Genomic DNA, 26545 nt, shown 5'->3' on the forward strand with positions numbered 1-26545 from the left:
GACTCCAAGGTGATCGTGGCGATCAACAAGGACGAGGAGGCGCCGATCTTCTCGGTGGCCGACTACGGCCTGGTCGCCGACCTGTTCACGGCCGTGCCGGAACTGGTCAAGGCCCTTTGACACTTCGAGACATGTGAGCCAAAGGGCATCGTTCGCGGTGCCCTTTTTCACATCGGTTGGTATCCGGCACCAGAGGCCGCAGGAGACGCACATGAGCTATATCGCCCCCCTCAAGGACATGCTGTTCGACATCGAGCATCTCGCGAACATCGCGCAGGTGGCGCAGATGCCGGGCCTCGAAGACGCCGGCCTCGAAACCGCCCAGGCGGTGCTCGAGGAATGCGCCCGCTTCAACCAGGACGTGATCGCGCCGCTGAACGTGGACGGCGACCGCAACCCTTCATCGTTCAAGGACGGCCAGGTCACGACCACGCCGGGCTTCAAGGAAGCCTTTGCGCAGTACGTGGCGGGCGGCTGGCAAGGGCTGCAGCATCCAGCGGACTTCGGCGGCCAGGGCCTGCCCAAGGCCATCGGCGCGGCCTGCGTCGAGATGCTCAACTCGGCCAACATGAGTTTCGCGCTGTGCCCGCTGCTGACGGACGGTGCCACGGAGGCCCTGCTGACGGCCGGCTCCGACGAACTCAAGGCGATCTATCTCGAGAAGCTGGTGAGCGGCCAGTGGACCGGCACCATGAACCTGACCGAGCCCCAGGCCGGCAGCGACCTTGCGATGGTGCGCAGCCGCGCCGAGCCGCAGGCGGACGGCACCTACAAGGTGTTCGGCACCAAGATCTTCATCACCTATGGCGAGCACGACATGGCCGAGAACATCGTCCATCTGGTGCTGGCCCGCGTCACCGGCGCGCCCGAAGGCGTGAAGGGCATCAGCCTGTTCGTGGTGCCGAAGTTCATGGTGAACAAGGACGGCGCATTGGGCGCGCGCAACGACGTGCATTGCGTCAGCATCGAGCACAAGCTGGGCATCAAGGCCTCGCCGACCGCCGTCCTCCAGTATGGCGACCATGGCGGTGCGATCGGCTACCTGGTGGGCCAGGAGAACCGCGGCCTCGAGTACATGTTCATCATGATGAACTCGGCCCGCTATGCGGTAGGCATGCAGGGCATCGCGATTGCCGAGCGCGCCTACCAGCACGCCGTGGCCTATGCCAGGGACCGCGTGCAGAGCCGCCCGGTCGACGGATCCATCAACGCCAGCGCGCCGATCATTCATCACCCGGACGTCAAGCGCATGCTGATGACGATGCGCGCCTACACCGAAGGCTGCCGCGCGATGGCCGCCGTGGCCGCGGCCGCCTACGACGCGACCCATCACCACCCCGACGCCGAGACGCGCAAGCAGAACCAGGCCTTCTACGAATTCATGGTGCCGTTGGTCAAGGGCTACAGCACCGAGATGAGCCTGGAAGTGGCCTCGCTGGGCGTGCAGGTGCATGGCGGCATGGGCTTCATCGAGGAGACCGGCGCGGCGCAGTACCTGCGCGACGCCAAGATCCTGACCATCTACGAAGGCACGACCGCGATCCAGGCCAACGACCTGGTGGGCCGCAAGACGGCGCGCGACGGCGGCCAGACCGCCCGCGCCATCGCCGCCCAGATCGAGAAGACCGAAGCCGAGCTGGCCCAGCGCGACAGTGCCGACGCCCAGGCGGTGGCCAGGAAGCTGAAGGCCGCGCGCGAAGCCTTCGTCGACGTGGTCGGCTTCGTCGCCGGCCAGACCAAGGCCTCGCCCAACGCGGTGTTCGCGGGCAGCGTGCCCTACCTGATGCTGGCGGGCAACGTGGTGGCCGGCTGGCAGCTGGCGCGCTCGCTGCTGGTGGCCGAAGACCTCGCCAAGGCCGGCACCGACGTCGCCTTCATGAAGGCCAAGATCGCCACCGCGCGCTTCTATGCCGAGCACATCCTGAACAAGGCGCCCGGCCTGCGCGACAGCATCGTCGAGGGCGCCGACAGCGTCACCGCACTGGCGCTCGAATCGTTCTAAGAAATATCTCGTTCATTGATTTCCGGAGACTCCATGTCCAAGCTGCCCCCCGTGCTCGCCAAGCTTCCGCTGCCCATCATCGGCTCGCCGCTGTTCATCATCAGCAACCCCAAGCTGGTGATCGCCCAGTGCAAGGCCGGGGTGGTGGGCTCGATGCCCGCGCTCAATGCGCGTCCGGCCGCGCAACTCGAGGAATGGCTGATCGAGATCACCGAGGAGCTGGCCGCCTACAACAAGGCCAACCCCGACAAGCCGGCGGCGCCTTTCGCCATCAACCAGATCGTGCACAAGAGCAATGACCGGCTCGAGCACGACATGGCGATGGTCGTGAAGTACAAGGTGCCGATCGTGATCACCTCGCTCGGCGCGCGCACCGACGTCAACGATGCGGTCCACAGCTACGGCGGCGTGACCCTGCACGACATCATCAACAACACCTTCGCGAAGAAGGCGATCGAGAAGGGCGCCGACGGCCTGATCGCGGTGGCGGCCGGTGCCGGCGGCCACGCCGGCGTGAAGAGCCCGTTCGCCCTGATCCAGGAAATCCGCCAGTGGTTCGACGGCCCGGTCGCGCTGTCGGGCTCGATCGCCACCGGCGACGCGGTGCTCGCCGCGCAGGCCATGGGCGCCGACTTCGCCTACATCGGCACCGCCTTCATCGCCACCGAGGAGGCCCGCGCGAGCGACGAGTACAAGCAGGCGATCGTCGACGGCAGCTCCGACGACATCGTCTACTCGAACCTGTTCACCGGCGTGCATGGCAATTACCTGGCGCCCAGCATCGTGGCCGCCGGCATGGACCCGGCCAACCTGCCCGAAGGCGACCTCAAGACCATGAACTTCGGCGGCGGCGAAGGCAGCAAGGCCAAGGCCTGGAAGGACATCTGGGGTTCGGGCCAGGGCATCGGCGCGGTGACCGAGGTCGCGAGCGCCGCGGCCTTCGTCGAGAAGCTCAAGCGCGAATACTTCGACGCCCGCCGGCGACTCGCGCTCTAGGACCGTGACACGGCGAGGGGCGGCGGTGGGTCGCATGCCGCTGCTGGACGCAGTCAAGGGCGTGGCATGCGCCCTGATCGTCGGCCATCACCTGGCGCGCTACGGTCCGCTGCAAGAGGGCGCTTCGGTCCTCGCGCCGGCGTTGTTCGACTGGCTGGCCCAGCACGGCCGGCTGGCGGTGCAGGTCTTCCTGGTGCTGGCCGGCTTCCTGGCGGCCGGCAGCCTGGCGCCCGATGGCGTGCTGCGGGTCGACCGCCCTTTGGCGCGCGTCGGCCAGCGCTACGGGCGCCTGGTCATGCCCTACCTGGCGGCGCTCTGCTTCAGCGTGCTGGTCGCCGCGCTGGTGCGGCCCTGGCTCGAGGGCGACGCGGTGCCGGCCGCGCCCGGCCTGGCCCAGCTGCTGGCGCACGGGCTGCTGCTGCAGGACCTGCTGGGCTTCGAAGCCCTCTCGACCGGGGTCTGGTACGTGGCGATCGACTTCCAGCTGTTCGTGCTGGCGCTGGCGGCGATCGGCCTGTCGGAGCTGTTGCAGCGGCGCTGGGCGCTGGGCCGCGAGCGCTCCCGCTGGCTGGTGGCCGGCCTCGTGCTGGCGCTGGTGATGGCCTCGCTGGCGGTGTTCAACCGCCGGCAGGCGCTCGATGTCACGGCGATCTATTTCTTCGGCTCGTACGGGCTGGGCATGCTGGTGTTCTGGATCGGCCGCGCGACCCGCGACAGCACCTGGCGCTACGCGGTGCTGCTGCTGGCGCTGGTCGGGGCTGCGGCGCTGGCGCTCGACTGGCGCAGCCGCATCGCGATCGCGCTGGTCACCGCATTGGCCGTGGCCGTGGTGCAGCATCGCGACGGACTGGCGTCCGCCGCCTGGCCGCGCATCGGCGCGCCGCTGGTGCGGCTCGGCCGCATTTCGTATTCGCTGTTCCTGATCCATTTCCCGGTGCTGCTGCTGGTCAGCGCGGCGATGAGCCACCTGCTGCCGGCGACCCCGTGGATCGACCTGATGGGCCTGCTGGCGACCTTCGCGCTGTCGATCGCGGCCGCCTCGCTGCTGTATCGCTGGGTCGAATCGCGGCCTGCGACCTGGCGCGCGGTGCTGGGCCTGTTCGCGGCCCTGCTGGCCTGCGGCTTGCTGGTCTCGGCCTGAGCGGCCGCCGCGCGCCGGTGCGCGCACCGCGGGGGCCCGCGCGTCACGACCTTCTGTTAGCTTAGCGACCCGTCGCCTGCAGCGAAGGCGCACATCCCGTATGATTTATGAGTTTTCAGTAAATACTGAAATTACAAAAGTTTAATACGTGAACACCGCCGCCCCTTCGTTCGCCAGCCTGGTCCAGGGCGCCGCCGCGCTGCTCTGGGTGCCGCAGGCGGCGCTGCTGGCGGCGGCGGTGCAGCGACTGGGGGCGGGGGAGGGCCCGGCGGCGGTGCTCTGGCCGGCGGCCGGGATCCTGCTGCTCGGGCTGCTGCGGGCGGCGGCGGAAGCCTGGGGCGCGCGCCGCGTCTATGCGCAGGCGCGGCTGCACCTGTCCGCGCTGCGGGCCCGGGTCGCGGCCGCGCTGGCCGCCCGTTCGCCGATGGACAGCGCCCGCCCGGCCGCGGGCCTGGCCGCCAGCGTGATCGCCGAGCAGGCCGAAGCGGTCGTGCCCTGCCTGGTGCGCTACGGGCCGGCGCGCTGGCGGGCGATGGTGGTGCCGCTGGTCATCGTCGCCGTGGTGGCCTGCCTGTCCTGGGTGGCGGCCGCCGTGCTGCTGGTGGCGGCGCCGCTGATCCCGGTCTTCATGGCCGTCGTCGGCTGGCGCGCCCGGGCCGCGAGCGAGGCGCAGATGGTCGAACTGGGCGGCATGAACGGCTTCCTGCTCGATCGCCTGCGCGGCCTTGCGACCTTGCGCGCGCTCGATGCCGTCGACGCCACCGCGCGGCGCCTGGGCGCGTCGGCCCAGTCGCTGCGGGCCCGGACGATGGCGGTGCTGCGCATCGCCTTCCTGTCGTCGGCGGTGCTGGAGCTGTTCTCGGCGCTCGGCGTCGCGATGGTGGCGGCCTACGTCGGCTTCCATCTGCTGGGCACCTTCGGCTTCGGCACCTGGGGCCGCACGCTGAGCCTGGGCGAGGGGCTGTTCATCCTGCTGCTGGCGCCGGCCTTCTTCGAGCCGCTGCGGGAGCTGTCGGCGGTCTGGCACGACCGCGCGGCCGGTGAAGCCGCGCTGGCGTCGCTGGCTCGCCTGAGCGAGGGTGGCGTCGCGCTGCCCGGTGGCGCGCCGGCAGGCGACGGGCCGCGAGCGCCGGCCGGCACGCCGGGCGCGCCGGCGGTGCGCGTCCACGGCCTGTGCTTCTCGCATGCCGGCGAGGCCGCCTTCTTCGACCGCTACGACCTGCGCGTGGCCGCCGGCGAGCACGTGGCCCTGATGGGGCCCAGCGGCTCGGGCAAGACGGCGCTGCTGAGCCTGATCGCCGGCCTGGTGCCGGCGCAGGGCGGCGAGATCCTGATCGGCGGCGTGCCGCTGTCGGACCAGACGGCGGCCGCGCTGCGCACGCGGATGGCGTGGATGGGCCAGAAGCCGCATGTCTTCGCGGGCTCGGTGCAGGCCAACGTGGCGCTCGGGCGGGCCGGCGTGCAGGCGGCGCAGGTGGAGGCCGCGATGCGCTTCGCCGCGCTCGACGGCGTCGCCCAGGCCCGCCCCGGCGTCGCGCTGGGGGAAGGCGGCGGCGGCCTGTCGGGCGGCGAGGCAGTGCGGCTGGCGCTGGCGCGCGTGGCGGCGAACCCCGGGGCCGATCTGCTGCTGGTCGACGAGCCGACCGCGCACCTCGACAGCGAGACCGCCGAACGTGTCGTCGACGCCCTGATGCAGCTGGCGCGCGGCAAGACGCTGATCGCCGCCACCCACGACCCGGTGCTGGCGGCCCGCCTGGGCCGCGTGATCCGGCTCGACGAACTGCCGGCGAAGGAGGCCGCATGAAGCACTGGCGCGACGTGCGGTCGCTGCTCGCGGCCTTCTGGCAGGCGCAGCCGCGCCGCCTGGCCCTCGGCGCCGCGCTGGCGATGCTGACGGTGTTGATGGGGATGGCGCTGCTGGGCCTCTCGGGTTGGTTCATCAGCGCCACCGCGCTGGCCGGGCTGCAGGCGGCCACGGCCCTGCGCTTCGATGTCTTCATGCCCTCGGCGGGCATCCGCCTGCTGGCGCTGGGCCGCACCGGCTCGCGCTACGCCGAGCGGCTGGTCACGCACGACGCCACCTTCGGCGTGCTGGCCGCACTGCGCGAGCGCCTGTTCCGCGGCTGGGCCCGCCCCGATGCCGCACGTCGGCTGCTGGCCCGGCCGGCGCGCCTGCTGTTCCGCCTGACGGCCGACATCGACGCCCTCGAATCCTTCTACCTGCGGCTGCTGGTGCCGGCCGTGGCCGCGCTGGGCGCGGCGCTGTTTGCCGGCGTCGTGCTGGGCGTCATGAAAGCCTGGATCGGCGTTGCGCTGGCGCTGTGGCTGGTCGTGGCGGGCTGGGGCATCGCGCTGGCCGTGGCCGCGCGGGGCCGGCCGGCGGCGCTGCGGCGCGCGCAGGCGATGGAAACCCTGCGGGCCCGCGCCGCCGACCTGGTGTCGGGCCAGACCGAACTCGTCATGGCCGGCCGGAGCGCGGCGCAGCGCGAGGCGCTGGCCGCCGCCGATCGCCATCTGGCCCACGCCGACCTTGCGCTCAACCGGCTCGAGGTGCGCGCCGGCATGGCCTACGGCATGGCCGGCACGCTGACCTTGGTGGCGGTGCTGCTGGCGGCCGCCTCGCTGGTGGGCGAGGGCGCGATCGGCGCGCCCGCGGCGGCGCTGGCGCTGCTGGTGGCGCTCACCGCGCTCGAACCCTTCGCTGCCTTGCGCCGCGGCGCGCTCGAGGCCGGCCGCGCCTGGCTGGCGGCCCGGCGCCTGGCGCCCCGCCTCGCGCCGGGCCTGCCCGTCGAGGCGGCGGCGCCGGCCTGGCCGGCCGCGCCATCCGACGCCGGCCTGGCGCTGCGCCTCACGCGCGTCGTCGCGGCCCACCCCGGCAGTCGGGCGCCGGCGCTGCGCGAGATCTCCCTGACCTTGGCCGCCGGCGAGCGGGTCGCGCTGGTCGGCCCCAGCGGCGCCGGCAAATCCACCTTGCTGGCCCTGGTCGCGGGCGAGTTCGCTGCGGCCTCCGGCGAGGTGGGCAGTGCGCCGCATTGCCTGCTGACCCAGCGCACGGAGCTGTTCCAGGACAGCCTGCGAGACAACCTCCGGCTGGCCGATCCGGCCGCCGACGATGCCCGGCTCTGGGCCGTCCTGCAGGCCGCCGGCCTGGCCCCGGAAGTGCACGCGATGGCCGCCGGGCTCGACACGCCGCTGGGCGAGGGCGGCCTGGGCCTCTCGGGCGGCCAGTCGCGGCGGCTCGCGCTGGCGCGGTTGATGCTGCGCGACGTGCCGCTCTGGCTGCTGGACGAACCCACCGAAGCATTGGACACTGCGACCGCCCACGACGTGTTGCAGCGCCTCGATGCCCAGGCGGCAGGCCGCACGCTGCTGGTCGCGACCCACCTGCGTCGCGAGGCGGCGCTGGCCCACCGCTTGATCTCGATGCAGGACGGCCGGATCGCCGCCGACCTGCGGCGCGGCACCGCCGCCTTCGACGCGGCACTGCAGGCGCTGCGCCCGGACTGAGAACGAAGAATACGAAAGGAACCCCATGGACCTCGACATCGTTGCCCTCTCCCGATTGCAGTTCGCCCTGACGGCGCTCTACCACTTCCTGTTCGTGCCGCTGACCATCGGGTTGGCCGTGATCCTCGCGATCATGGAGACGGTCTACGTGATGACCGGGCGCACCATCTGGCGCGACATGACGAAGTTCTGGGGCGTGCTGTTCGGCATCAACTTCGCGATGGGCGTGGCCACCGGCATCGTCATGGAGTTCCAGTTCGGCATGAACTGGAGCTACTACAGCCACTACGTGGGCGACGTCTTCGGCGCGCCGCTGGCGATCGAGGGGCTGATGGCCTTCTTCCTCGAAGCCAGCTTCGTCGGCCTGTTCTTCTTCGGCTGGGACAAGCTGTCGAAGGTGGCGCACCTGGTCGTCACCTGGCTGGTGGCGATCGGCTCCAACCTGTCGGCGCTCTGGATCCTGATCGCCAACGGCTGGATGCAGAACCCGGTGGGCGCGGCCTTCAATCCGCAGACCATGCGCATGGAGGTGACCGACTTCGCCGCCGTGCTGACCAACCCGGTGGCGCAGGCCAAGTTCGTGCACACGGTGTCGGCGGGCTACACCGTGGCGGCGATCTTCGTGCTCGGCGTCTCGGCCTGGTACCTGCTCAAGGGCCGCCATCTCGAACTCGCCAAGCGCTCGATGACCGTGGCCGCCTCCTTCGGTCTCGCGGCCTCGCTGTCGGTGGTGGTGCTCGGCGACGAGAGCGGCTACCTGTCGACCGAGCACCAGAAGATGAAGGTCGCCTCGATCGAGGCGATGTGGAAGACCGAGCCCGCGCCGGCCGCCTTCACCGCCTTCGGCTTCCCGGACCAGCGCACCCGAGAGACCCATTTCGCGGTCCACATCCCGATGCTGCTGGGCCTGATCGGCACTCGCTCGCTGACCAAGGAGGTGCCGGGCATCGAGGACCTGGTCGCCCGTGCCGAGGACCACATCCGCGAGGGCATCAAGGCCTACGACGCGCTGCAGACGATCCGCCAGGCCAGGAGCGATGCCGAGGTGCCCGCGAAGGCGCGCGCCGACTTCGAGGCCCACGGCAGCTTCATGGGCTACGCGCTGCTGCTCAAGCGCTATGTCGACGATCCGCGCCAGGCCACGCCGGAACAGATCACCAAGGCCTCCTGGGACCTGGTGCCGCCGGTGTTCTCGCTCTACTGGTCGTTCCGGATCATGGTCGGCCTGGGCATGTTCTTCATCGTGCTGACCGCCACCTTCTTCGTGCTGTCGACCCGGCGCCGGCTGGACGCCCATCCCTGGCTGCTGAAGGTCGCCGTGTTCTCGATACCGCTGCCCTGGGTGGCGGCCGAGATGGGCTGGATCGTGGCCGAGGTCGGCCGCCAGCCGTGGGTGATCGAAGGCGTGCTGCCGACCGCGGTCGCGGTCTCGAACCTCGGCGCCGCGACGGTGCTCGGCACCATCGTCGGCTTCGTGGCGATCTACACGGTCCTGTTCGTGATCGAGATGAAGCTGATGCTGAAGGCGATCCGCAAGGGACCGGCCGAACAGCCGCCGACCCCGGCCGGCGCCTGGCGCGCCGGCCCCGACATCGCGGGCCGTCCGCGCACCTCGCTGGGAGCTTGACCATGATTCTTCACACCCTCATTTCCTACGAGGTGCTGCGCCTCGTCTGGTGGCTGCTGCTCGGCGTGCTGCTGGTCGGCTTCGCGGTCATGGACGGCTTCGACCTCGGCGCCGGCATGCTGCTGCCGTTCGCGGGCCGCGACGACCTCGAGCGCCGCGTGATCATCAACAGCGTCGGCCCGGTCTGGGAGGGCAACCAGGTCTGGCTGATCCTCGGCGGCGGCGCGATCTTCGCGGCCTGGCCGCAGCTCTACGCGGTGTCGTTCTCGGGCTTCTACATCGCGATGTTCGCGATCCTGGTGGCCTTGATCCTGCGGCCGGTGGCCTTCAAGTTCCGCGGCAAGCGCGACGAGCCGGCCTGGCGCGCGCGCTGGGACTGGGCGCTGTTCATCGGCGGCTTCGTGCCGGCGCTGATCTTCGGCGTCGCGATGGGCAACGTGCTGCGCGGCGTGCCGTTCCGCTTCAACCCCGACATGCACATCTTCTACGACGGCAGCTTCTTCGGCCTGCTCAATCCGTTCGCGCTGCTGTGCGGCCTGGTGTCGGTGGCGATGCTCGCGATGCACGGCGCCGCCTGGCTGCAACTCAAGACGCAGGGCCCGGTGGCCCAGCGCGCGCGGGCCTACGGCAGCGTGGCGGCGGTCGCGACCATCGTGCTGTACGCGCTGGCCGGCGTGCTGCTGTGGAAGTTCGTCGACGGCTACCGCGTGACCAGCGCGCTGCCGGCCGACGGGCCGTCGAACCCCTTGCTCAAGACGGTCGAGGTGCATGCGAGCGCCTGGTTCACCAACTACGAGGCGCATCCCTGGCTCTACGTGGTGCCGGGGCTGGGCCTGGCCGGTGCGCTGCTGGCGCTCCTGGGCCTGCGCATGCGGGCCGAGATGATGACCTTCGTGGCCAGCGCGCTGTCGATCGCCGGCATCATCCTGAGCGTCGGCGTCTCGATGTTCCCGTTCATCCTGCCCTCGACCATCGACCCGCGCGCCAGCCTCACGGTGTTCGACTCCTCGTCCAGCCACCTGACGCTGTTCATCATGCTGGTGGTCACGGCCGTGTTCATCCCGATCATCGTCGCCTACACCAGCTGGGTGTACAGCGTGCTGCGCGGCAAGGTCGACGCCGCCGCGATCAGCGAAGACCGCGGCCACGCCTACTAGTCACAGAAAGAGAATCCGACCATGTGGTACTTCGCCTGGATCCTGGGACTGCCGCTCGCCGCGACCTTCGCGGTGCTGAACGCGATGTGGTACGAGCTGATGGACGACGAGGCCGTCCGGCGCGACAAGCTGGATAAACCTTAGCTCGCCTCCCGGTTGCCCGGCACTTCGTGTCCGGGCGCCCACCCCCTGCCGGGGGCAACACCAGCGGCCTGGCAAAGCCAGTTCCGCGGTGTTTCACCAACGGGCCTGGCTGCGCCGGCCGCTATTCCTTCGTCGCAGTGCGTGGCTTGGACCCGCCCGTCAACCGGTCCTTGAGCCCCAGCACCTTGGTCACCGTCGCGCCCATGCCCATGAGCTGCATCGCGGTTTCGGGGGCGAGCCGCTGCACGTCGTCGAACCACTTCATGAGCCGGTCGATCAGGTCGTGCATCTCGCGCATGCGCTGTTGGGCATGGCGCTCGGCGTCGGTCTGGGGTTCTTCGAGCAGCGCCATGCGCAGCATCGACAGCGTCGGCTCGATCTCGCGCCGGCGGCGCTCCTCGGCCAGCACGCGGAAGATCTCCCACACATCGGACGGCGCCTCGAAGTACTCGCGCCGATCGCCCGCATGGTGGCGCAGCCGCACCAGCCGCCAGGCCTGCAGTTCCTTCAGGCCCATGCTCACGTTGGAGCGCGAGAACTCGAGCGACTCGGCGATCTCGTCGGCGTTCAGCGCCCGCTCCGAGATGAAGATCAGCGCGTAGATCTGGCCGACCGTGCGATTGATCCCCCATTTGCTGCCCATCTCCCCGAAGTGGGCGATGAATTCTCGGCTGAGGGCGGGCAGGGCGTCTTTGGGCATCGGCCGATTTTCAGGCCGAATTGCTGAAGCTTCAAGAAAGACTGAAAGGCTACTTCCAGGGCGTCGGTGGCGGGACCTCGGCGGCCGGCTCGACGTCGACGCTCTTGAAGTCGGCCGGCGACACGATCTCGAGGTATTCCATGTCGGGCGAATAGTCGAACAGGTAGTGGCGGATGCCCGGGCGCTGGTGGACCACGTCGCCGGCGGCCACCAGCGTTTCCTGGTCCTCGTACATGAAGCGAGCCCAGCCCTTGAGCATGTAGACGATCTGGAAATCCGCTTCGTGACGGTGCCAGCCGGTGCCCGTTTCCGGTGCCATGTTGGCCTTGACGAGGTGCGCGATGACCTTGCCCTGGGTGGCCTCGGCCACCCCGAGGTCGCGATACAGGAAGAAATCGCGCAATCCGCCGGAAACGTAGTCGGTGTCGCCGGGTTTGACGTGGGAGAACTTCGTGTCGGTACGGTCCAGCATGGGCCTGCTCCTTCGCAAGGGGTGGGGATGCTGCGCCGCAGCACGCATAAACCATTCCTGCCGCGTGGCTTGACAAGCGGGCGCCCGGCTTCGAAACTCAACCATATGGTTCACTCTGATGCCGCCACCCTCGATGCCGTCTTTTCCGCCTTGTCGGACGCCACCCGGCGCGACGTGCTCGAACGCCTGGGGCAGGGCGGCGGCCTCACGGTCAGCGAACTGGCCCAGCCGCACGGCATGTCGCTGACCGGCTTCATGAAGCACTTGCGCGTGCTCGAGGAGGCCGGCCTGGTGTCGCGCACGAAGGAGGGCCGCATCGTGCGCTGCGCGCTGTCGCCGGCCCCGATGCAGGAGGCGGCCGTGTGGTTGTCGCACTACGAGAAGTTCTGGGCCGGTCGCCTCGACGCACTGGCGCGCTTTCTCTACCACCAGGAGGAGACCGAATGGCGAGACCCGTCACCGGGCGCGACGATTGCCCCTCGCTCACCCTCCGGCGCCGCTTCGACGCCGCTCCCGCCCAGGTCTGGCGGGCCTGGACCCAGCCGCAAGCGCTGAAGCGATGGTTCGGCCCGGCCGAGATCGTGTCGGTGCCCGTGGCGGAGGTCGACCTGCGCGTCGGCGGCGGCTTCAGGGTCGTGATGCTGGCCGGGGACGGCGAGCGGCACGAGGTCGGCGGCCGGTACCTCGAACTGGTGCCTGAGCGCAAGCTGGTCTTCGAATGGGCCTGGGCCGGCACGCCGGAGCGGGTGTCGCGCGTCACGGTGCTGATCGAACCCCAGGGCCACGGCAGCGAACTGACCTTGCACCACGAGCGGTTCGCCGACGAGGCCGCGCGCGACGGCCATCGCCACGGCTGGACCGGATCGATGGCCAAGCTGGAGGCGCTGCTCGGCTTGTCGCAACGATCTCTCTGATCTCGTTGCAGGCAGTTTCGGATCCTTGCCTGGCCGCGCGCAGGCGGCTGCGGCGGCGTCGCTGGAGTGTCCGGTTTTGATCGTCCGGCCCGCCCCGGAACGATGTCCATGGCCGCCAGAAAACCCGCCGCTCGCCCTGCGCCGCGCCTCCGAGCCTGCGCGCGGCACGCCAGTTCGACCTGGCTGGCGCGGCCGGGCGACCTGACCCGCTTCGCCGACCAGATCTTCCCGCGCGAATTCGTGTGGCCGACCTTGCGCCAGAGCGTGCTGAACCATGACGAACTGTTCGGCTTCCATGACGCCCGGCGGTTCCCGGCCCACCCGCTGGTCCGCTGGCGAGCCGATCGCGGCCGGCCATTGGAAGGTCGATCTGGCCGACCAGCCGGAGCATCGCGCCTTTGTTGGGATAATCCCCGCCATGAGCGGCAATACCTTCGGCACCTTATTCGCGGTCACCAACTTCGGTGAGTCCCACGGCCCGGCGATCGGCTGCGTCATCGACGGCTGCCCGCCCGGCATGGCTCTGACCGAAGCCGACATCCAGGGCGACCTCGACCGGCGCCGCCCCGGCACCAGCCGCCACGTGACGCAGCGCAACGAACCTGACGCGGTGCAGATCCTGAGCGGCGTCTACGAAGGCAAGACCACCGGCACGCCGATCGCGCTGCTGATCCAGAACACCGACCAGCGCAGCAAGGACTACGGCCAGATCGCGCAGCAGTTCCGCCCCGGCCACGCCGACTTCAGCTACTGGAAGAAATACGGCATCCGCGACCCGCGCGGCGGCGGTCGGTCGTCGGCCCGCCTGACGGCACCGATGGTGGCCGCCGGCGCGGTCGCCAAGAAGTGGCTGTTCGAAAAGTACGGCACCCGTTTCCGCGGCTGCATGGCGCAGATCGGCGACGTCGTGATCCCCTTCGAGGGCTGGGAGCACGTGCCGAACAACCCCTTCTTCGCGCCGATGGCCGACGTCTCGCAGCTCGAGGCCTACATGGACGCGCTGCGCAAGGCCGGCGACTCCTGCGGCGCCCGCATCCGGGTCACGGCGTCGAACGTGCCGGTGGGCCTCGGCGAGCCGCTGTTCGACAAGATGGATGCCGACATCGCCTGGGCGATGATGGGCATCAACGCGGTCAAGGGCGTCGAGATCGGCGCCGGCTTCGCCAGCGTCACGCAGCGCGGCACCACCCACGGCGACTCGATCACGCCGCAGGGCTTCGTGACCAACAACGCGGGCGGCGTGCTCGGCGGCATCAGCACGGGCCAGGATCTCGAGGTGAGCATCGCGATCAAGCCGACCAGCTCGATCATCAGCCCGCGCCAATCCATCGATGTCCACAACCAGCCGGTCGAAGTCGTGACCAAGGGGCGGCATGACCCCTGCGTCGGCATTCGGGCGACCCCGATCGCGGAGGCGATGCTGGCGCTGGTCGTGATGGAGCATGCGCTGCGCAACCGCGCCCAGTGCGGCGATGTGCATGCGCCGGAGCTGCCGGAACATCCCTCGCCGCAGGCTTCGTTCCTCTAGTGGCGTCCGCGCCGCCCGCCGCGGGGGGGCGCGGCCACCTGCTGGCGTTCGCGACCCTGTCGGCGAGCTATTTCGCCCACATCGGCTTCTTCAATCCTTACCTGCCGCTGTGGCTCAAGGACCTCGGGCTGCCGATCTTCGTGATCAGCCTGCTGACCTCGGTGCAGTCGGTGACCCGGGTCTTCGCGCCATATGCCTGGGGCGCGCTGAGCGACCACACGGGCGAGCGCGTCAAGCTGCTGCGCTTCAGCGCCGCGGTGGCGCTGGTCTCCTCGTTCGGCCTCTGGTGGAACGGAGGCCCGTGGTGGCTGATGCTGGTGCTGCTCGTGATGTTCACCCACACCAGCTCGATGATGTCGCTCACCGAGGCCGCAATGGCCCACCTGGTGGCCGGCGACTGGGGCCGCTATGGCCGCATCCGGCTCTGGGGCTCGGCGGGCTTCCTGGTCACGGTGTTCTTCGCCGGCGAATGGTTCGAGCGCTTCGGCATGCGGCACTTTCCGGCCTGGGCCGGCGGCACGCTGGCGATCGTGCTGATCGCGACGCTGCGGCTGCCCGACGTGCGCGAACCGGTGTCGCAGCACGCGCAGGCCCGCGAGCCGGTCGGCCCGGTGCTGCGCAATCCGGCGGTGCGCTGGTTCTTCGTCTCGCTGTTCTTCCACGTGATGGCGCACTTCGCGGTCTACGGCTTTCTCTCGCTCTACCTCGATTCGCTGGGCTACGGCAAGGGCACGATCGGCCTCCTGTGGGCGCTCTCGGTGGTGGCCGAGATCGTCTGGTTCTTCCTGCAGGGGCGGCTGCTCGGGCTGCTGTCGATGCCGCGCTGGCTGCTGCTGTGCGGTGTCGCGGCGGTGCTGCGGCTGGGCATCACGGCCGGCTGCGGGCAATGGATCTGGGCCCTGGTGGTGGCGCAGGCGCTGCATGCGCTGTCCTTCGCGGCCCACCACACCACCTGCATCGCGATGGTGTCGCGCCACTTTCCGGGCCGGCTGCGCGGCCGCGGGCAGGCGCTGTTCACGGTGATCGGCTATGGCTTCGGCGGCGTGCTCGGCGTCCTGGTGGGCGGCGCCATCGCGCAGCGCTTCGGCTATGTCGCGATGTTCGGCGTGGCGACGGTGGTGGCGGCGATCGCGAGCGGCTGTGCGTGGCGGGCGCAGCGGCTCGGCGGCGCGGTTTGACTGTGGGGGTGGATCAAGGCTAAAGTAAGGATTCCTTACTCGAGGGAATGCCATGCTCGCCAAGATGACCTCCAAGAACCAGCTCACGTTGCCGCGCAGCGTGACGGACCAGCTCGGCGACGTCCCGGAATATTTCGACGTGGCGCTGCGCGACGGCCAGATCGTCCTGACCCCGGTGCGCATCCAGCGCGGCGACGCCGTGCGGGCCAAGCTGGCGGCGCTGGGCCTGGGCGCTTCGGACGTGGCCGACGCGGTGGACTGGGCCCGCAGCACGCAGCCGGTGCCGGTGGCCGCCGAGGCCGCGCCCGCATACCGGGACCCCGCCACCCGACGCAAGCCCAAGGCCTGAGCCGCGTGGCCGCCATCCGGGTGGTGCTCGACACCAACGTCGTCGTTTCGGCCTTGCTGTTCGGTGGCCCGGCGACGGCGCGGCTGCGCAGCCTCTGGCAGAAGGGCGCCTGCGTGCCGCTGGTGAGCGCGGCCACGGCCGCCGAGTTGCTTCGCGTGCTGGCCTATCCGAAATTCCGCCTCTCGCCCGCCGAGCGCGAGGAACTGCTGGGCGACTACCTGCCGTTCGCCGAGGTCGTGGTGGTGCCCGACCCGCCGCCCGAGGTGCCCGCATGCCGCGATGTTTTCGATCTGCCGTTCCTGCATCTGGCCGCGGCCGGCGCGGCGACCTTGGTGACCGGCGACCGTGACCTGCTGGTGCTGGCCGGCGGCACGGCGATCACGATCGTGCGGATCGAGGATTTCATCGCGGGCTTCGACCCGCGCTGAAGCCTCAGTCCAACTCGGCCCGCCTCGGCATGTCTGCACCCCGGCGCGAGCAGGTGATGGCCGCCGCCTTGGCCGCGAAGCCGAGCAGGGCGCCGAGCGCCTGGCCATCGAGTGCGGCGAGCGCCCCGGGCGTCAAGGCGTCGTGTTCGTCGAGCCAGGTCAGCAGCCCGGCCTGAAAGGTGTCGCCGGCGCCCACGGTGTCGATCACCTTCACCTGCGGCGTCGGCACGTCGGCCCGCGCCGTTCGGGTCCAGGCGCTGGCGCCCTGGCCGCCGCGGGTCACGGCGACCAGCACCGCGCCCTGCGCCAGCCAGCGCGCCGCGACCTGCTCGGGCGTCTCGGCCGGATAGAGCAGGCCCAGGTCCTCGTCGCTGACCTTGACCAGGTGCGCGATCGAGACCATCCGGTCGACCAGCGCGCGCCATCGCGCCACGTCGGGTTCGACGTTGAGGCGCACGTTGGGGTCGTAGGCCACCAGCCGCTGCCCGCGTTCGCGGGCGGCGAGCGCCAGCAGCGCGCTGCCGACCGGCTCGACCGCCAGCGCATAAGAGCCGAACTGCAGCACCCGCACCGTCGGCGGCAGCGCCGGAAGGGTGTCGTGGCTGAGTTGCCGGTCGGCCGCGCCGGTGCCGTGGAAGGCATAGCGCGGCACGCCGCGGGCATCGACGCTGACCACGCTGAGCGTGCTGGGCGCGTCGCTGCGCACGACCAGCGAGGTGTCGACCCCTTCGGCCGCGAGCGAGGCCAGCAGGCGCTCGCCGAAGGCGTCGGTCGACAGGCCGGCCAGGAAGGCCACCGGCCGCCCGAGCCGGGCCAGGCCCTGCGCCACGTTGAGCGGCGAGCCGCCGATGCGGGCATCGAGCGCCAGGCCGGTGGGGGTGGCTTCGCCCGTGTAGACATCCATCAGGGCTTCGCCGCAGACCACGAACATGTCGATCCTTGAAAGTGAGGAACGAGGAGATTACAGGTTGGCGCCGCTTCGAACCAGTCCGCCAGCACCCGGCGCCGATACGCGCTTGCCCGGCAGGGTCTCAGATGATCGGCCGCAGCGCCTCGGCCACGTCGCGCAGCACCGGCAGCAGCTTGTCGACCAGCTGCGTGTCGGGATAGACCTGCCGCTGCACCGTGACGCTGAGCGCGTACTGGCAATGGCCCTTGCGGTCCTTGAGGGGCAGGGCGAGGCCGCTGAGGCCGAAGTCGAGGTACTGGTCGGCATGCGCGTAGCCGAGCCGGCGCGCCACCCCCACGTTGTCGCGGAAGCGGCCTGGGTCGACCACCGTGAAGCCGGTGAAGCTGGCGAAGTCGTGGGCAGCGAGCCAGGCATCGAGGCCGGCGTCGTCCAGGGTCGACAACAGCGCCAGGCCCGGCGCCACCACGTGGGCCGGCACCCGCGCTCCCGGGTGGAAGCCGATCGACACCACGCGCGGCGAATTGCTGCGCGACAGGTAGACCACCTCGTGCCCGTCCAGCGTGACGACGTTGAGCGACTCGCCGCACTGCATCGACGCCCGCTGGATGAAGGGCTGGGCGATGCGCGGCACCCGCGCGACCTCCATGAAGGCCTGGCCGAGCCGCAGCACCCGCGGCAGCAGCCAGTAGTACTTGCCGTCGGTCGCCGCATAGCCGTAGTGCACCAGGCTCAGCAGGTAGCGGCGGGCGGCGGTGCGGGTCAGCAGGGCGCGCTCGCCGGCCTCGGTGGCGGTCAGGCGGGGCCGGTCCTCCGAAAAGGCCTCGATCACCCGAAGCCCCTTGCCGAGGCCTTCGATGAGGAGCTTGCGGTCGATGGGGGGTGGCTCGGCAGGGGAGGACATGGCTGGGGGAAACCCGGTTTTCGTGCGCAAGGTGCACGGGCGCGGTCGATCATCGCTCGCGACGTGCGCCTCCTGCGTTGTGGAGAACCCTGAGGCGGTCCAAAGTCGCCTCCTCGGGCAGCGAAGCGCCCGCCGACCCCCCGGAACCCACAAGGAGAGACAAATGAGCAACCCCAACGACCACGAGCCGCAAGGCCGGCACCAATCGAGGAAGGCCGCCGCCAGCGGCTGGATCGGCTCGGCGCTCGAGTACTACGACTTCTTCATCTACGCCACGGCGGCGTCGCTGATCTTCCCGCAGATCTTCTTTCCCTCGGGCAATCCGCGGATCGCGATCATCGCCTCGCTCGCCACCTACGGCGTGGGCTACGTGGCACGGCCGATCGGCGCCTTCGTGCTCGGCCACTGGGGCGACACGCGCGGACGCAAGCACGTGCTGCTGGTGTGCATGTTCCTGATGGGCTTCTCGACCATCGCGGTCGGGCTGCTGCCGACCTACGCCCAGGTCGGCCTGCTGGCACCGGCGCTGCTGGTGGTGCTGCGGCTGATCCAGGGCTTCGCGGTGGCCGGCGAGATCGCCGGCGCCAGCTCGATGATCCTCGAGCATGCGCCGTTCGGGCGCCGCGGCTTCTTCGCCAGCTTCAGCCTGCAGGGCGTCCAGGCCGGGCAGATCCTGGCGGCCGCCGTGTTCCTCCCGCTCGCGCACTTCATGCCCGAGGACGCCTTCCTGTCGTGGGGCTGGCGCATTCCGTTCCTGCTGAGCTTCATCGTGATCGTGGCCGGCTACATCATCCGCCGCGAAGTCGACGAGACGCCGGCCTTCGCCGAGGTCGACAAGGCGCATGCGGCGCCCAAGGCGCCGATCATCGAGGCCTTCACCAACAGCTGGCGCGACATGCTGCGCGTGGTCTGCGCGGCCCTGATGAACGTGATCCCGGTGGTGGCCACGGTGTTCGGCGCCGCCTATGCGGTGCAGCCGGCCTACGGCATCGGCTTCCAGAAGGACGTCTACCTGTGGATCCCGGTGCTCGGCAACATCCTGGCCGTGATCGTGATCCCGTTCATCGGCAACCTGTCCGACAAGGTCGGGCGCAAGCCGCCGATCGTGATCGGTGCGCTCGGCGCCGGCCTGCTGTCCTTCGGCTACCTCTACGCGATCAGCATCCACAACGTGCCGCTGGCGATCGTCATGTCGCTGCTGATGTGGGGCATCGTCTACCAGGGCTACAACGCCGTGTTCCCGAGCTTCTACCCGGAACTGTTCCCGACCCGCACCCGCTGCTCGGCGATGGCGATCTCGCAGAACATCGGCACCACCATCACGGCCCTGCTGCCGGCGCTCTTCGTCGCCGTGGCGCCCCCGGGCGCGGCCAACATCCCGCTGACCATCGGCGCGCTGACTTTCGGCATCACCGTCATCTCGGCGCTGGCGGTGCTGAGTGCGCGCGAAACCTACCGGGTCCACCTGAACGACCTCGGCAACGCCCAGGCGGTGCCGGTGCCGAAGCCCGACTACGAGCGCATGCGGGCCCAGACGCTGGCCGATGCCAAGCTGGCCAGGGCCGCGGCCTGAGGACAGCGGCGCACGGAAAGTCCCGGACCGGCTCAGGGGGTTTTTGAGAGAGCCGGCGACAGGCGCATACTGACGCGCCGTCGCCTGCAGGAGCGCACCATGCTCGAATCGCTGCGAACCGATCCCACCTTCCACGCCTCGCCGCGGCTGGCGATGGAGGCCGATGCCGAGCGCATCGCCTACACCGCGCTGCTGTCGCCCGATGCCTCCCGGCCCGATGCGCTGGCGGTGGTGGACGTCGACCCCGCCTCAGCCACCTATGGCCGGGTGCTGCACCGGCTGGACATGCCGAACCGGGGCGACGAATTCCATCACTTCGGCTGGAACGCCTGCAGCTCCGCGCTGTCGCCGATGTCCGGCCATGCGTTCCTGAAGCGGCGCTATCTGATCATCCCGGGCATCCGTTCGTCCCGCATCTACGTGGTCGACACGCAGCCCGACCCCGTGCGGCCGACCATCGCCCGCGTGATCGAGCCGGAAGAGGTGCTGCGCAAGACCGGCTACTCGCGCCCGCACACGGTGCATTGCGGTCCCGAGGGCCTGTACATCAGCACCCTCGGCGGTGCCGGCGCCGACGGGACCGACGGGCCGCCGGGCGTGTTCCTGATGGACTGCGAGAGCTTCGAGATTCTCGGCCAGTGGGAGATCGAGCGCGGGCCGCAGAAGCTGCACTACGACTTCTGGTGGAACCTGCCGCGCGACTACATGGTGTCGAGCGAATGGGGCCTGCCGCCGCAGTTCGAGGGCGGGATCGTGGCAGAAGACCTGCTGGGCAACCGCTACGGGCACCAGCTCCACTTCTGGGACCTGCGCGGGCGCCGCCACGTGCAGACCATCGACCTGGGCGCCCATCACCAGATGGCGCTGGAAGTCCGGCCCGCGCACGATCCGACGCGCGAATACGGCTTCGTCGGGGTGGTGGTCGACACCACCAACCTCGAAGCCTCGATCTGGACCTGGTGGCGCGAAGGCGGCCAGTTCCATGCGAAGAAGACGGCGGTGATTCCGCCCGAGCCGGCCGATGCCGCGCTGCTGCCGCCGCTGCTGAAGGGCTTCGGCGCCGTGCCGCCGCTGGTCAGCGACATCGACCTGTCGCTGGACGACCGCTTCCTCTACGTGGCCTGCTGGGGCACCGGCGAGCTGCGCCAGTACGAGGTCTCCGACCCGATGAACCCGCGCCTGGCGGGCAGCGTGCATATCGGCGGCATCGCGCGGCGCACGCCGCACCCGAACGGCACGGTCTTCGGCGGCGGACCGCAAATGACCGAGATCAGCCGCGACGGCCGGCGCGTCCATTTCACCAACTCGCTCTACAGCCGCTGGGACGCCCAGTTCTACCCCGACGGGGTGCCGGGCCGGCAGGCGATGTGCCACGTCGGTGCGGACGGGGGCCTCACGCTGGACCCCAACTTCCTGGTCGATTTCGGCAGCGACTACGGCGCCCACCAGGTCCGGCTGCAGGGGGGCGACTGCTCGACCGACTCCTTCTGCTATTCGTCGGCCTGAAGCGAGGCGTCCGAGCCGCCGTGAGCCCCCTCGCTGCCGCTTCGCTCTGGGCCGGGGTGGTGGCGATCGGCCTCTACCATGGACTGAATCCCGCGATGGGCTGGCCGCTGGCCGTGGCCAACGGCCTCGAGCGCCAGCGCGGCGCGGCCGTGTTCGCCACCTGGCTGCCGCTGGGGGCCGGCCATCTGCTGGCCATGGCGCTGGTGCTGCTGCCCTTCGCGCTGCTGGCGAGCCTGCTGCCCTGGGGCCGCGAGATCCGCATCGCCGTCGGCCTGCTGGTGCTGGCCTTCGGCGCCTGGCGGCTGGTCCGGCCCGGGCGCCACCGCTGGAGCCGGCGCCTGCGGCCGACCCAGCTGACCTTGTGGTCCTTCCTGATGGCCAGCGCGCACGGCGCCGGGCTGATGCTGCTGCCGATCCTGGTGGGGCTGTGCGGCGTCCCGGCCGACCCGGCGCTCGATCCGCCCTCCACCCTGGCCCTGATGCGCGCCAGCGCCGCCACGGCGGTCGCGGTCTCACTGGTCCACTCGGCCGCGATGATCGGCTCGGGGCTCTGCGTCGCCTGGCTGGTCTACCGCTACCTGGGCCTGAAGGCGCTGCGCAGCGCCTGGCTCGACCTCGACACGCTCTGGTCTGCCGGCCTGATGCTGTCGGGGGCCGCGGCCATCGCCACCGCATGGGGCGGCGCGGCCGGCCATTGACGGCCGGGGCTCAGAGCAGCCCGCGCATCGCCTGCGCCGTCTCGCGCAGCACCGGCAGCACGCGCGCCACGGCGTCTTCGCTGCCTTCGTGGCCCATCGGCATCGTGATGTTGAGCGCCCCCACGAGGTCGCCGTGGCGGTCGCGCAGGGGCACCGCGATGCCGCGCGAGTTGAGGTCCAGCTGCTGCTCCGACAGTGCCCAGCCCTGGGCCCGGATGCGCGCCAGCTCCAGCTTCATGCGCTCCTTGCTGGCGATGGTGTGCGGCGTGAAGACCGCGAGTTCGCGGGTGTCGAGCCAGTGGCTGCGCTCCGCGTCGCTGCGCAGGGCCAGCATCAGCATGCCCGCAGCCGTGACCTGGGCCGGGACCCGCGCGCCCAGCACGTAGCCGGTGCTCATGCTGCGATTCGGTCCGTTGCGCGCGATGTAGACCACCTCGTCGCCGTCCATCACGCTCAGGTAGGCGATCTCGTGCGTGCCCGCCGCCACCCGCTGCAGGAAGGGCTGGACGATGCGCGGCAGCCGCGCCGACTCGAGGTAGGACTGGCCCAGCCGCAGCACCCGCGGCGTCAGCCAGAACAGCTTGCCGTCGCCGGCCACGTAGCCCATGTGCTGCAAGGTCAGCAGGTAGCGCCGGGCGGCGGTTCGCGTCATGCCGGTGCGCTGGCCGGCCTCGCTGGCCGTCATCCGCGGATGGGCATCGTCGAAGGCTTCGATGACGGCCACGCCGCGCTCCAGGCCGGCGATCCAGTCGCGTTTGTCGAGTTCAGGAGGGGGGAAGTCGTCGGTGGTCATCGTTCTCGGGGAAACCCTGAATGCGTGCGATTATCGATCATTTGTGTTCGATGATCGATTTTCCTGCGAGGGGCGAACGATCGCAGCCGGCGGATGGCGACCTACATTAGCGCCGCTTCTTCGAAATCGCGCGATATTCGAACAATTTGAAGCGAGACACCACCCATGTTCCCCTCCATCGTCGGCAGCACCTCCGTCTACCTGCTCCCCGGTGACCCGGTCACGAACGTCCGCCTGCCGCGGATGTTCAACGCGGTCTTCGAGCGCTGCGGCATCGATGCCGTGATGGTGCCGGTGCAGGTCGCCAAGCGCGACCTGGCGGTGTTCGTCAAGGCCGCCTTCCTGGCGAAGAACGTGCGCGGCATGGCGATCGCGCCGCCGCACAAACCGCTGCTGGTGGACCTGCTCGACGGCTGCGGCCTGTTCGGCCGCGTGGCCGGCTCAGTCAACGTGGTGCGGCGCATCGCCAACGGCGAGCTCGAAGGCGACCTGTTCGACGGCGAGGGCCTGCTCGGTGCGCTCGACCACTACAACATCCCCTTCCGCGGCAAGCGCGTGCTGATCCTGGGCGCCGGCGTCAGCGCGGCGGCGATCGGCGTCGCCCTGGCCGAAGGCGGCACGGTCAACGGCGCCGAGCACATCGCCTTCCACGACGTCGTGGCCGGCAAGGCGGCCGGCGTCGCGGCCCAACTCGACGCCTTCTTCGATGCCACCACGGTGGCGGTCGACAGCAGCGACCCGGCCGGCTACGACCTGGTGGTCAACGCCACGGCGCTCGGGCTCCAGCCCGACGACGCGCTGCCGGTCGACGTCGCGCGCATGGAGCCGCACGCCGCGCTGTTCGACATCCTGCTGCGCAACCAGCCGACGCCGCTGGTGCGCGCCGCCCGCGAGCGCGGCCTCCATGCCCAGGCCGGCTTCGAGATGCTGGTGCAGCAGATGCCGCACTACTTCGAATTCTTCGGCCACCGCGACGCCGCCCATGCGCTGCGCCACGACGCCGATTTCCTGCGCGAGCTGATCTACCCCGCGGCCATGGCCGACGAGATCCGCCATCCCCTGCGCTACCACTCTGCGAGCGTGGCCTGAGCCAGCGCCCGCCCGTTCCAGCACTTCCCCACTTCCCCAGGAGACAATCACGATGGCCATCACCCTCAACGCGGCGGACTCACGCGCGACGCAGCCGGAGCCCGAAGGGCTCAAGACGCCGCGCAAGGCCGCCTTCGCGAGCTGGATCGGCAGCGCGGTCGAGTACTACGACTTCTTCATCTACGGCACGGCGGCGGCGCTGGTGTTCGGCAAGATCTTCTTTCCGTCGATCGACCCCAAGCTGGCCACGGTGGCCGCCTTCGCGACCTTCGGCGTCGGCTACATCACGCGCCCGATCGGCGCCTTCTTCATGGGCCACGTCGGCGACAAGTTCGGCCGCAAGAAGGTGCTGACCTTCACGCTGCTGCTGATGGGCATCTCGACCTTCCTGATCGGCCTCTTGCCGACCTACAACCAGGTCGGCATGGCGGCGCCGATCATGCTGGTCATCCTGCGCCTGCTGCAGGGGCTGTCGGCGGCCGGCGAGCAGGCCGGCGCCAACTCGATGACGCTCGAACACGCACCGGCCCACCGGCGCGCGTTCTACACCAGCTTCACCTTGAGCGGCACGCAGATGGGCTTCATCCTGGCGACCCTGGTGTTCCTGCCGATCTCGGCCCTGCCGGAGGACCAGCTGCTCTCCTGGGGCTGGCGGATTCCGTTCTTCCTGAGCGCGATCGTGGTGGCGGTGGGCTTCTGGGTCCGCCGCACGCTGCCCGAGACCCCGGCCTTCAAGGAAGAGGCCGACGCCAACGAGACCGTCAAGCTGCCCGCGGCCGTGCTGTTCCGCGACCACACGCCGGCCGTGCTGCGCGTGATCTTCGGCGCCCTGGTGTCGGTGGTGAGCACCATCTTCGGCCTCTTCGTGCTGTCCTATGCGGTCAACACCGTGCATATCCCGCGCGCCACCATGCTGACGCTGCTGGTGTGCAGCAACGTGGTGGCGCTGGCCGCGATCCCGCTGTGGGCGATCCTGGCCGACCGCATCGGCCGCAGGCCGGTCTTCATCTTCGGCGCGCTGGGCTGCGCGGTGCTGATCTGGCCGACGCTGTGGGCCATCAGCCGTGGCGACCTGACGCTGATCTTCATCTTCGGCCTGCTCACCTCGGGGATCGTCTACAGCGCCTCGAACGCGATCTGGCCCTCGCTCTACGGCGAGATGTTCGACACCCGCGTGCGCCTCTCGGGCATGGCGATCGGCACCCAGATCGGCTTCGCGCTCGGCGGCTTCGCTCCCACCATCAGCGCCGCGATCATGGGCGAGGGACCGAATGGCTGGATGCCGGTGGCGGCCCTCGTGACGGCGTCCTGCGTGATCGCCGCGATCTCGATCTTCACGGCGCGCGAGACCTACCAGGTGCCGATGCACGAACTCGGCAAGAACGCGAGGGCCTTCGCCTGATGCGCAACGATCCGCAACAGCCGATGGCGTCGCCGGCCACCCCGCCCGTGTCCGACGCCGAGACCGTGCGCGTCGACGGCGGCCTGCTGGCCGGCGTGCGCGACGCCGCCACCGGCATGCGCGCCTACCTGGGCGTGCCCTTCGCGGCGCCGCCGGTGGGTGCGCTGCGCTGGCGCCCGCCGGCACCGGTGGAGCCCTGGGACGGCGTGCGCCGGGCCGACCGCTTCGCACCGCAGTGCGTGCAGCCGGGCCGCGCCGCCGATTCGGTCTACGCGGAATTCTCGGGCGTCCAGCCGATGAGCGAGGACTGCCTCTGCCTGAACCTGTGGACCCCCGCCGCAGCGGCCGACGAGGCGCTGCCGGTCATGGTCTGGATCCATGGCGGCGCCTTCCAGCAGGGCTCGGCGGCCAACCCGGTCTTCGTGCGCGGCGATCTCGCGCAGCAGGGCGTGGTGCTGGTCACGATCAACTACCGCCTCGGGCCCTTCGGCTTCATGGCGCATCCGGAACTGAGCGCGGAGGCGGGCGGCAGCTCGGGCAACTACGGCCTGCTCGACATGGCGGCGGCCCTGCGCTGGGTCCAGCGCAATGTCGCGGCCTTCGGCGGCGATCCGGCCAAGGTCACGGTGTTCGGGCAGTCCGCCGGCGGCCACGGGGTCGTGGCCCTGATGGCTTCGCTGGAGGCGCGCGGCCTGTTCAGGCACGCGATCGCGCAGAGCTTCGGCATCAGCCCGACCGAGGACCTGGCGGCCGGCGAAGCGCAGGGGCTGGCCTTCGCGGACGGCGATGCCATCGCCGCGCTGCGCGCTTTGAGCGCGGACCAACTGCTGCAGCGCTACCTGGCGCAGGGCGCGCGCTTCATGCCGATCGTCGACGGCCGCTTCCTCACCCGCACCCTGGCGCGGACCTTCGAGGCCGGCGAGCAGCAGGCCGTGCCCTTCCTCACCGGCTGGAACCGCGACGAAGGCACGGCCTTCCCGGCGGCGGCCAGTGCAGAGGCCTTCCGGGCCCAGCTGAAGCAGCGCTTCGGCGCGCGCGCCGGCGAGGCCGAAGCCTTCTATCCGGCCGGCGACGACGCCCAGGCGGCGGCCTCGAGCCGGGCGCTGTTCGGCGACGGCCTGTTCGCGGGCGGCGTGCATGCGGCTGCGCGGGCCCAGGCCCTGCGGGCGCCGACCTATGTCTATCACTTCGCGCACATGCAGCCCTTCCGGCCGGGCCAGCGCTATCGCGAGGCCGACCCGGCCGCGGCGCTCGGCGTCTTCCACAGCTCGGAATACCCGTACGTCTTCGGCACCACGCGCGAACTCACGCGCGACTGGGGCGCCGAGGACGACCGCATGACGGCCCTCATGCAGGGCTTCTGGAGCCGGTTCGCAAAGACCGGCAACCCCAACGGCGAGGGCCTGCCGCACTGGCCCTTGTTCGAAGAGGGCCGGCCCACCGTGCTGGACCTCAAGCCCGAGCCCGAACTCGTCGATGTGCCCCGGCGCGCCCAGTTGCGCTTCGTGGCCTGAGCACCGATTCACCCGA

Annotated in this window: 25 protein-coding genes and 1 pseudogene; 21 read left to right on the plus strand and 5 right to left on the minus strand. The window is 70.3% G+C overall.

Translation table 11 applies throughout. The features are described 5' to 3' along the window. The 9 genes and pseudogenes from QTI33_RS16930 to cydX form a co-directional block, all read left to right on the plus strand. A pseudogene (locus QTI33_RS16930) lies at window positions 1–120 on the plus strand (electron transfer flavoprotein subunit alpha/FixB family protein); the annotation flags it as partial. 91 nt (window positions 121–211) lie between these two features. Continuing rightward, complete coding sequence (locus QTI33_RS16935; protein ID WP_286507292.1) at window positions 212–2002, plus strand: acyl-CoA dehydrogenase; 1791 nt, start codon at window positions 212–214, stop codon at window positions 2000–2002. A gap of 33 nt (window positions 2003–2035) precedes the next feature. Beyond that, complete coding sequence (locus QTI33_RS16940; protein ID WP_286507293.1) at window positions 2036–2998, plus strand: NAD(P)H-dependent flavin oxidoreductase; 963 nt, start codon at window positions 2036–2038, stop codon at window positions 2996–2998. A gap of 34 nt (window positions 2999–3032) precedes the next feature. After that, the gene (locus QTI33_RS16945) at window positions 3033–4139 is read left to right on the plus strand and encodes an acyltransferase family protein (RefSeq protein ID WP_286507295.1); all 1107 of its coding nucleotides are present in this window, start codon (window positions 3033–3035) and stop codon (window positions 4137–4139) included. Between the two features lie 148 nt (window positions 4140–4287). Further along, on the plus strand, window positions 4288–5943 hold the full coding sequence (cydD, locus tag QTI33_RS16950; RefSeq protein ID WP_286507296.1) for a thiol reductant ABC exporter subunit CydD: 1656 nt from the start codon (window positions 4288–4290) through the stop codon (window positions 5941–5943). Then, the gene (locus tag QTI33_RS16955; protein ID WP_286507298.1) at window positions 5940–7646 is read left to right on the plus strand and encodes an amino acid ABC transporter ATP-binding/permease protein; all 1707 of its coding nucleotides are present in this window, start codon (window positions 5940–5942) and stop codon (window positions 7644–7646) included. The genes cydD and QTI33_RS16955 overlap by 4 nt, the downstream gene beginning before the upstream one ends. 25 nt (window positions 7647–7671) lie before the next feature. Beyond that, complete coding sequence (locus QTI33_RS16960; RefSeq protein ID WP_286507299.1) at window positions 7672–9273, plus strand: cytochrome ubiquinol oxidase subunit I; 1602 nt, start codon at window positions 7672–7674, stop codon at window positions 9271–9273. Between the two features lie 2 nt (window positions 9274–9275). After that, the gene (gene cydB, locus QTI33_RS16965) at window positions 9276–10430 is read left to right on the plus strand and encodes a cytochrome d ubiquinol oxidase subunit II (RefSeq protein WP_286507302.1); all 1155 of its coding nucleotides are present in this window, start codon (window positions 9276–9278) and stop codon (window positions 10428–10430) included. A gap of 21 nt (window positions 10431–10451) precedes the next feature. After that, window positions 10452–10574, plus strand: a complete 123-nt coding sequence (cydX, locus tag QTI33_RS16970) for a cytochrome bd-I oxidase subunit CydX (protein WP_286507303.1) — start codon at window positions 10452–10454, stop codon at window positions 10572–10574. A gap of 121 nt (window positions 10575–10695) precedes the next feature. On the opposite strand, the gene QTI33_RS16975 is transcribed toward cydX, so the two are convergent. Beyond that, complete coding sequence (locus QTI33_RS16975; protein ID WP_286507304.1) at window positions 10696–11274, minus strand: GbsR/MarR family transcriptional regulator; 579 nt, start codon at window positions 11272–11274, stop codon at window positions 10696–10698. A gap of 49 nt (window positions 11275–11323) precedes the next feature. Next, entirely contained in the window at window positions 11324–11746 is a 423-nt protein-coding gene (locus QTI33_RS16980; RefSeq protein ID WP_286507305.1) for a cupin domain-containing protein, read from the minus strand. A 105-nt stretch (window positions 11747–11851) separates the two neighbouring features. On the opposite strand from QTI33_RS16980, the gene QTI33_RS16985 reads away from it, so the two are divergent. The 6 genes from QTI33_RS16985 to QTI33_RS17010 all read left to right on the plus strand — a co-directional run bounded on the left by QTI33_RS16985 (window position 11852) and on the right by QTI33_RS17010 (window position 16143). Beyond that, window positions 11852–12301: an ArsR/SmtB family transcription factor gene (locus QTI33_RS16985; protein ID WP_286507307.1), complete on the plus strand. Its 450-nt coding sequence runs from the start codon at window positions 11852–11854 to the stop codon at window positions 12299–12301. Continuing rightward, complete coding sequence (locus QTI33_RS16990; RefSeq protein ID WP_286507308.1) at window positions 12190–12660, plus strand: SRPBCC family protein; 471 nt, start codon at window positions 12190–12192, stop codon at window positions 12658–12660. Before QTI33_RS16985 ends, QTI33_RS16990 begins: the two co-directional genes overlap by 112 nt. A gap of 418 nt (window positions 12661–13078) precedes the next feature. After that, window positions 13079–14188 (plus strand): chorismate synthase, encoded by a 1110-nt coding sequence (gene aroC, locus QTI33_RS16995; RefSeq protein ID WP_286507309.1) that lies wholly within the window; start codon window positions 13079–13081, stop codon window positions 14186–14188. Then, complete coding sequence (locus QTI33_RS17000; RefSeq protein WP_286507310.1) at window positions 14188–15366, plus strand: MFS transporter; 1179 nt, start codon at window positions 14188–14190, stop codon at window positions 15364–15366. The genes aroC and QTI33_RS17000 overlap by 1 nt, the downstream gene beginning before the upstream one ends. A 52-nt stretch (window positions 15367–15418) precedes the next feature. Continuing rightward, window positions 15419–15715, plus strand: a complete 297-nt coding sequence (locus QTI33_RS17005; RefSeq protein ID WP_286507312.1) for an AbrB/MazE/SpoVT family DNA-binding domain-containing protein — start codon at window positions 15419–15421, stop codon at window positions 15713–15715. 5 nt (window positions 15716–15720) lie between these two features. After that, window positions 15721–16143, plus strand: a complete 423-nt coding sequence (locus tag QTI33_RS17010) for a putative toxin-antitoxin system toxin component, PIN family (protein ID WP_286507313.1) — start codon at window positions 15721–15723, stop codon at window positions 16141–16143. 4 nt (window positions 16144–16147) lie between these two features. Here QTI33_RS17010 and QTI33_RS17015 read toward each other — a convergent pair whose 3' ends face one another. After that, window positions 16148–17074, minus strand: a complete 927-nt coding sequence (locus QTI33_RS17015; RefSeq protein WP_286507315.1) for a carbohydrate kinase family protein — start codon at window positions 17072–17074, stop codon at window positions 16148–16150. A 100-nt stretch (window positions 17075–17174) separates the two neighbouring features. Further along, window positions 17175–17954 carry an IclR family transcriptional regulator domain-containing protein gene (locus QTI33_RS17020; RefSeq protein WP_286507316.1) on the minus strand — a complete coding sequence of 260 codons (780 nt, stop codon included), beginning with the start codon at window positions 17952–17954 and terminating at the stop codon, window positions 17175–17177. A gap of 163 nt (window positions 17955–18117) precedes the next feature. On the opposite strand from QTI33_RS17020, the gene QTI33_RS17025 reads away from it, so the two are divergent. The 3 genes from QTI33_RS17025 (at window position 18118) to QTI33_RS17035 (ending at window position 21731) form a co-directional block, all read left to right on the plus strand. Then, entirely contained in the window at window positions 18118–19527 is a 1410-nt protein-coding gene (locus QTI33_RS17025; RefSeq protein ID WP_286507318.1) for an MFS transporter, read from the plus strand. Between the two features lie 99 nt (window positions 19528–19626). Continuing rightward, on the plus strand, window positions 19627–21033 hold the full coding sequence (locus tag QTI33_RS17030) for a selenium-binding protein SBP56-related protein (protein ID WP_286507319.1): 1407 nt from the start codon (window positions 19627–19629) through the stop codon (window positions 21031–21033). Between the two features lie 20 nt (window positions 21034–21053). Then, window positions 21054–21731 carry a hypothetical protein gene (locus QTI33_RS17035; protein WP_286507321.1) on the plus strand — a complete coding sequence of 226 codons (678 nt, stop codon included), beginning with the start codon at window positions 21054–21056 and terminating at the stop codon, window positions 21729–21731. 10 nt (window positions 21732–21741) lie between these two features. On the opposite strand, the gene QTI33_RS17040 is transcribed toward QTI33_RS17035, so the two are convergent. Then, the gene (locus QTI33_RS17040) at window positions 21742–22524 is read right to left on the minus strand and encodes an IclR family transcriptional regulator domain-containing protein (protein ID WP_286507322.1); all 783 of its coding nucleotides are present in this window, start codon (window positions 22522–22524) and stop codon (window positions 21742–21744) included. Window positions 22525–22689: 165 nt separating this feature from the next. On the opposite strand from QTI33_RS17040, the gene QTI33_RS17045 reads away from it, so the two are divergent. The 3 genes from QTI33_RS17045 to QTI33_RS17055 are packed head-to-tail and all read left to right on the plus strand — an operon-like array spanning window position 22690 to window position 26529. Beyond that, window positions 22690–23613, plus strand: a complete 924-nt coding sequence (locus QTI33_RS17045) for a shikimate dehydrogenase family protein (RefSeq protein ID WP_286507323.1) — start codon at window positions 22690–22692, stop codon at window positions 23611–23613. Window positions 23614–23665: 52 nt separating this feature from the next. After that, window positions 23666–25015, plus strand: a complete 1350-nt coding sequence (locus QTI33_RS17050) for an MFS transporter (RefSeq protein ID WP_286507324.1) — start codon at window positions 23666–23668, stop codon at window positions 25013–25015. Beyond that, a complete protein-coding gene (locus tag QTI33_RS17055) occupies window positions 25015–26529 on the plus strand; it encodes a carboxylesterase/lipase family protein (protein WP_286507325.1) in 1515 nt (504 codons plus the stop codon). The genes QTI33_RS17050 and QTI33_RS17055 overlap by 1 nt, the downstream gene beginning before the upstream one ends. Window positions 26530–26545: the final 16 nt, after the last annotated feature.

It is taken from the genome of Variovorax davisae (assembly GCF_030316845.1).
GTDB classification, from domain to species: domain Bacteria; phylum Pseudomonadota; class Gammaproteobacteria; order Burkholderiales; family Burkholderiaceae_C; genus Variovorax; species Variovorax davisae.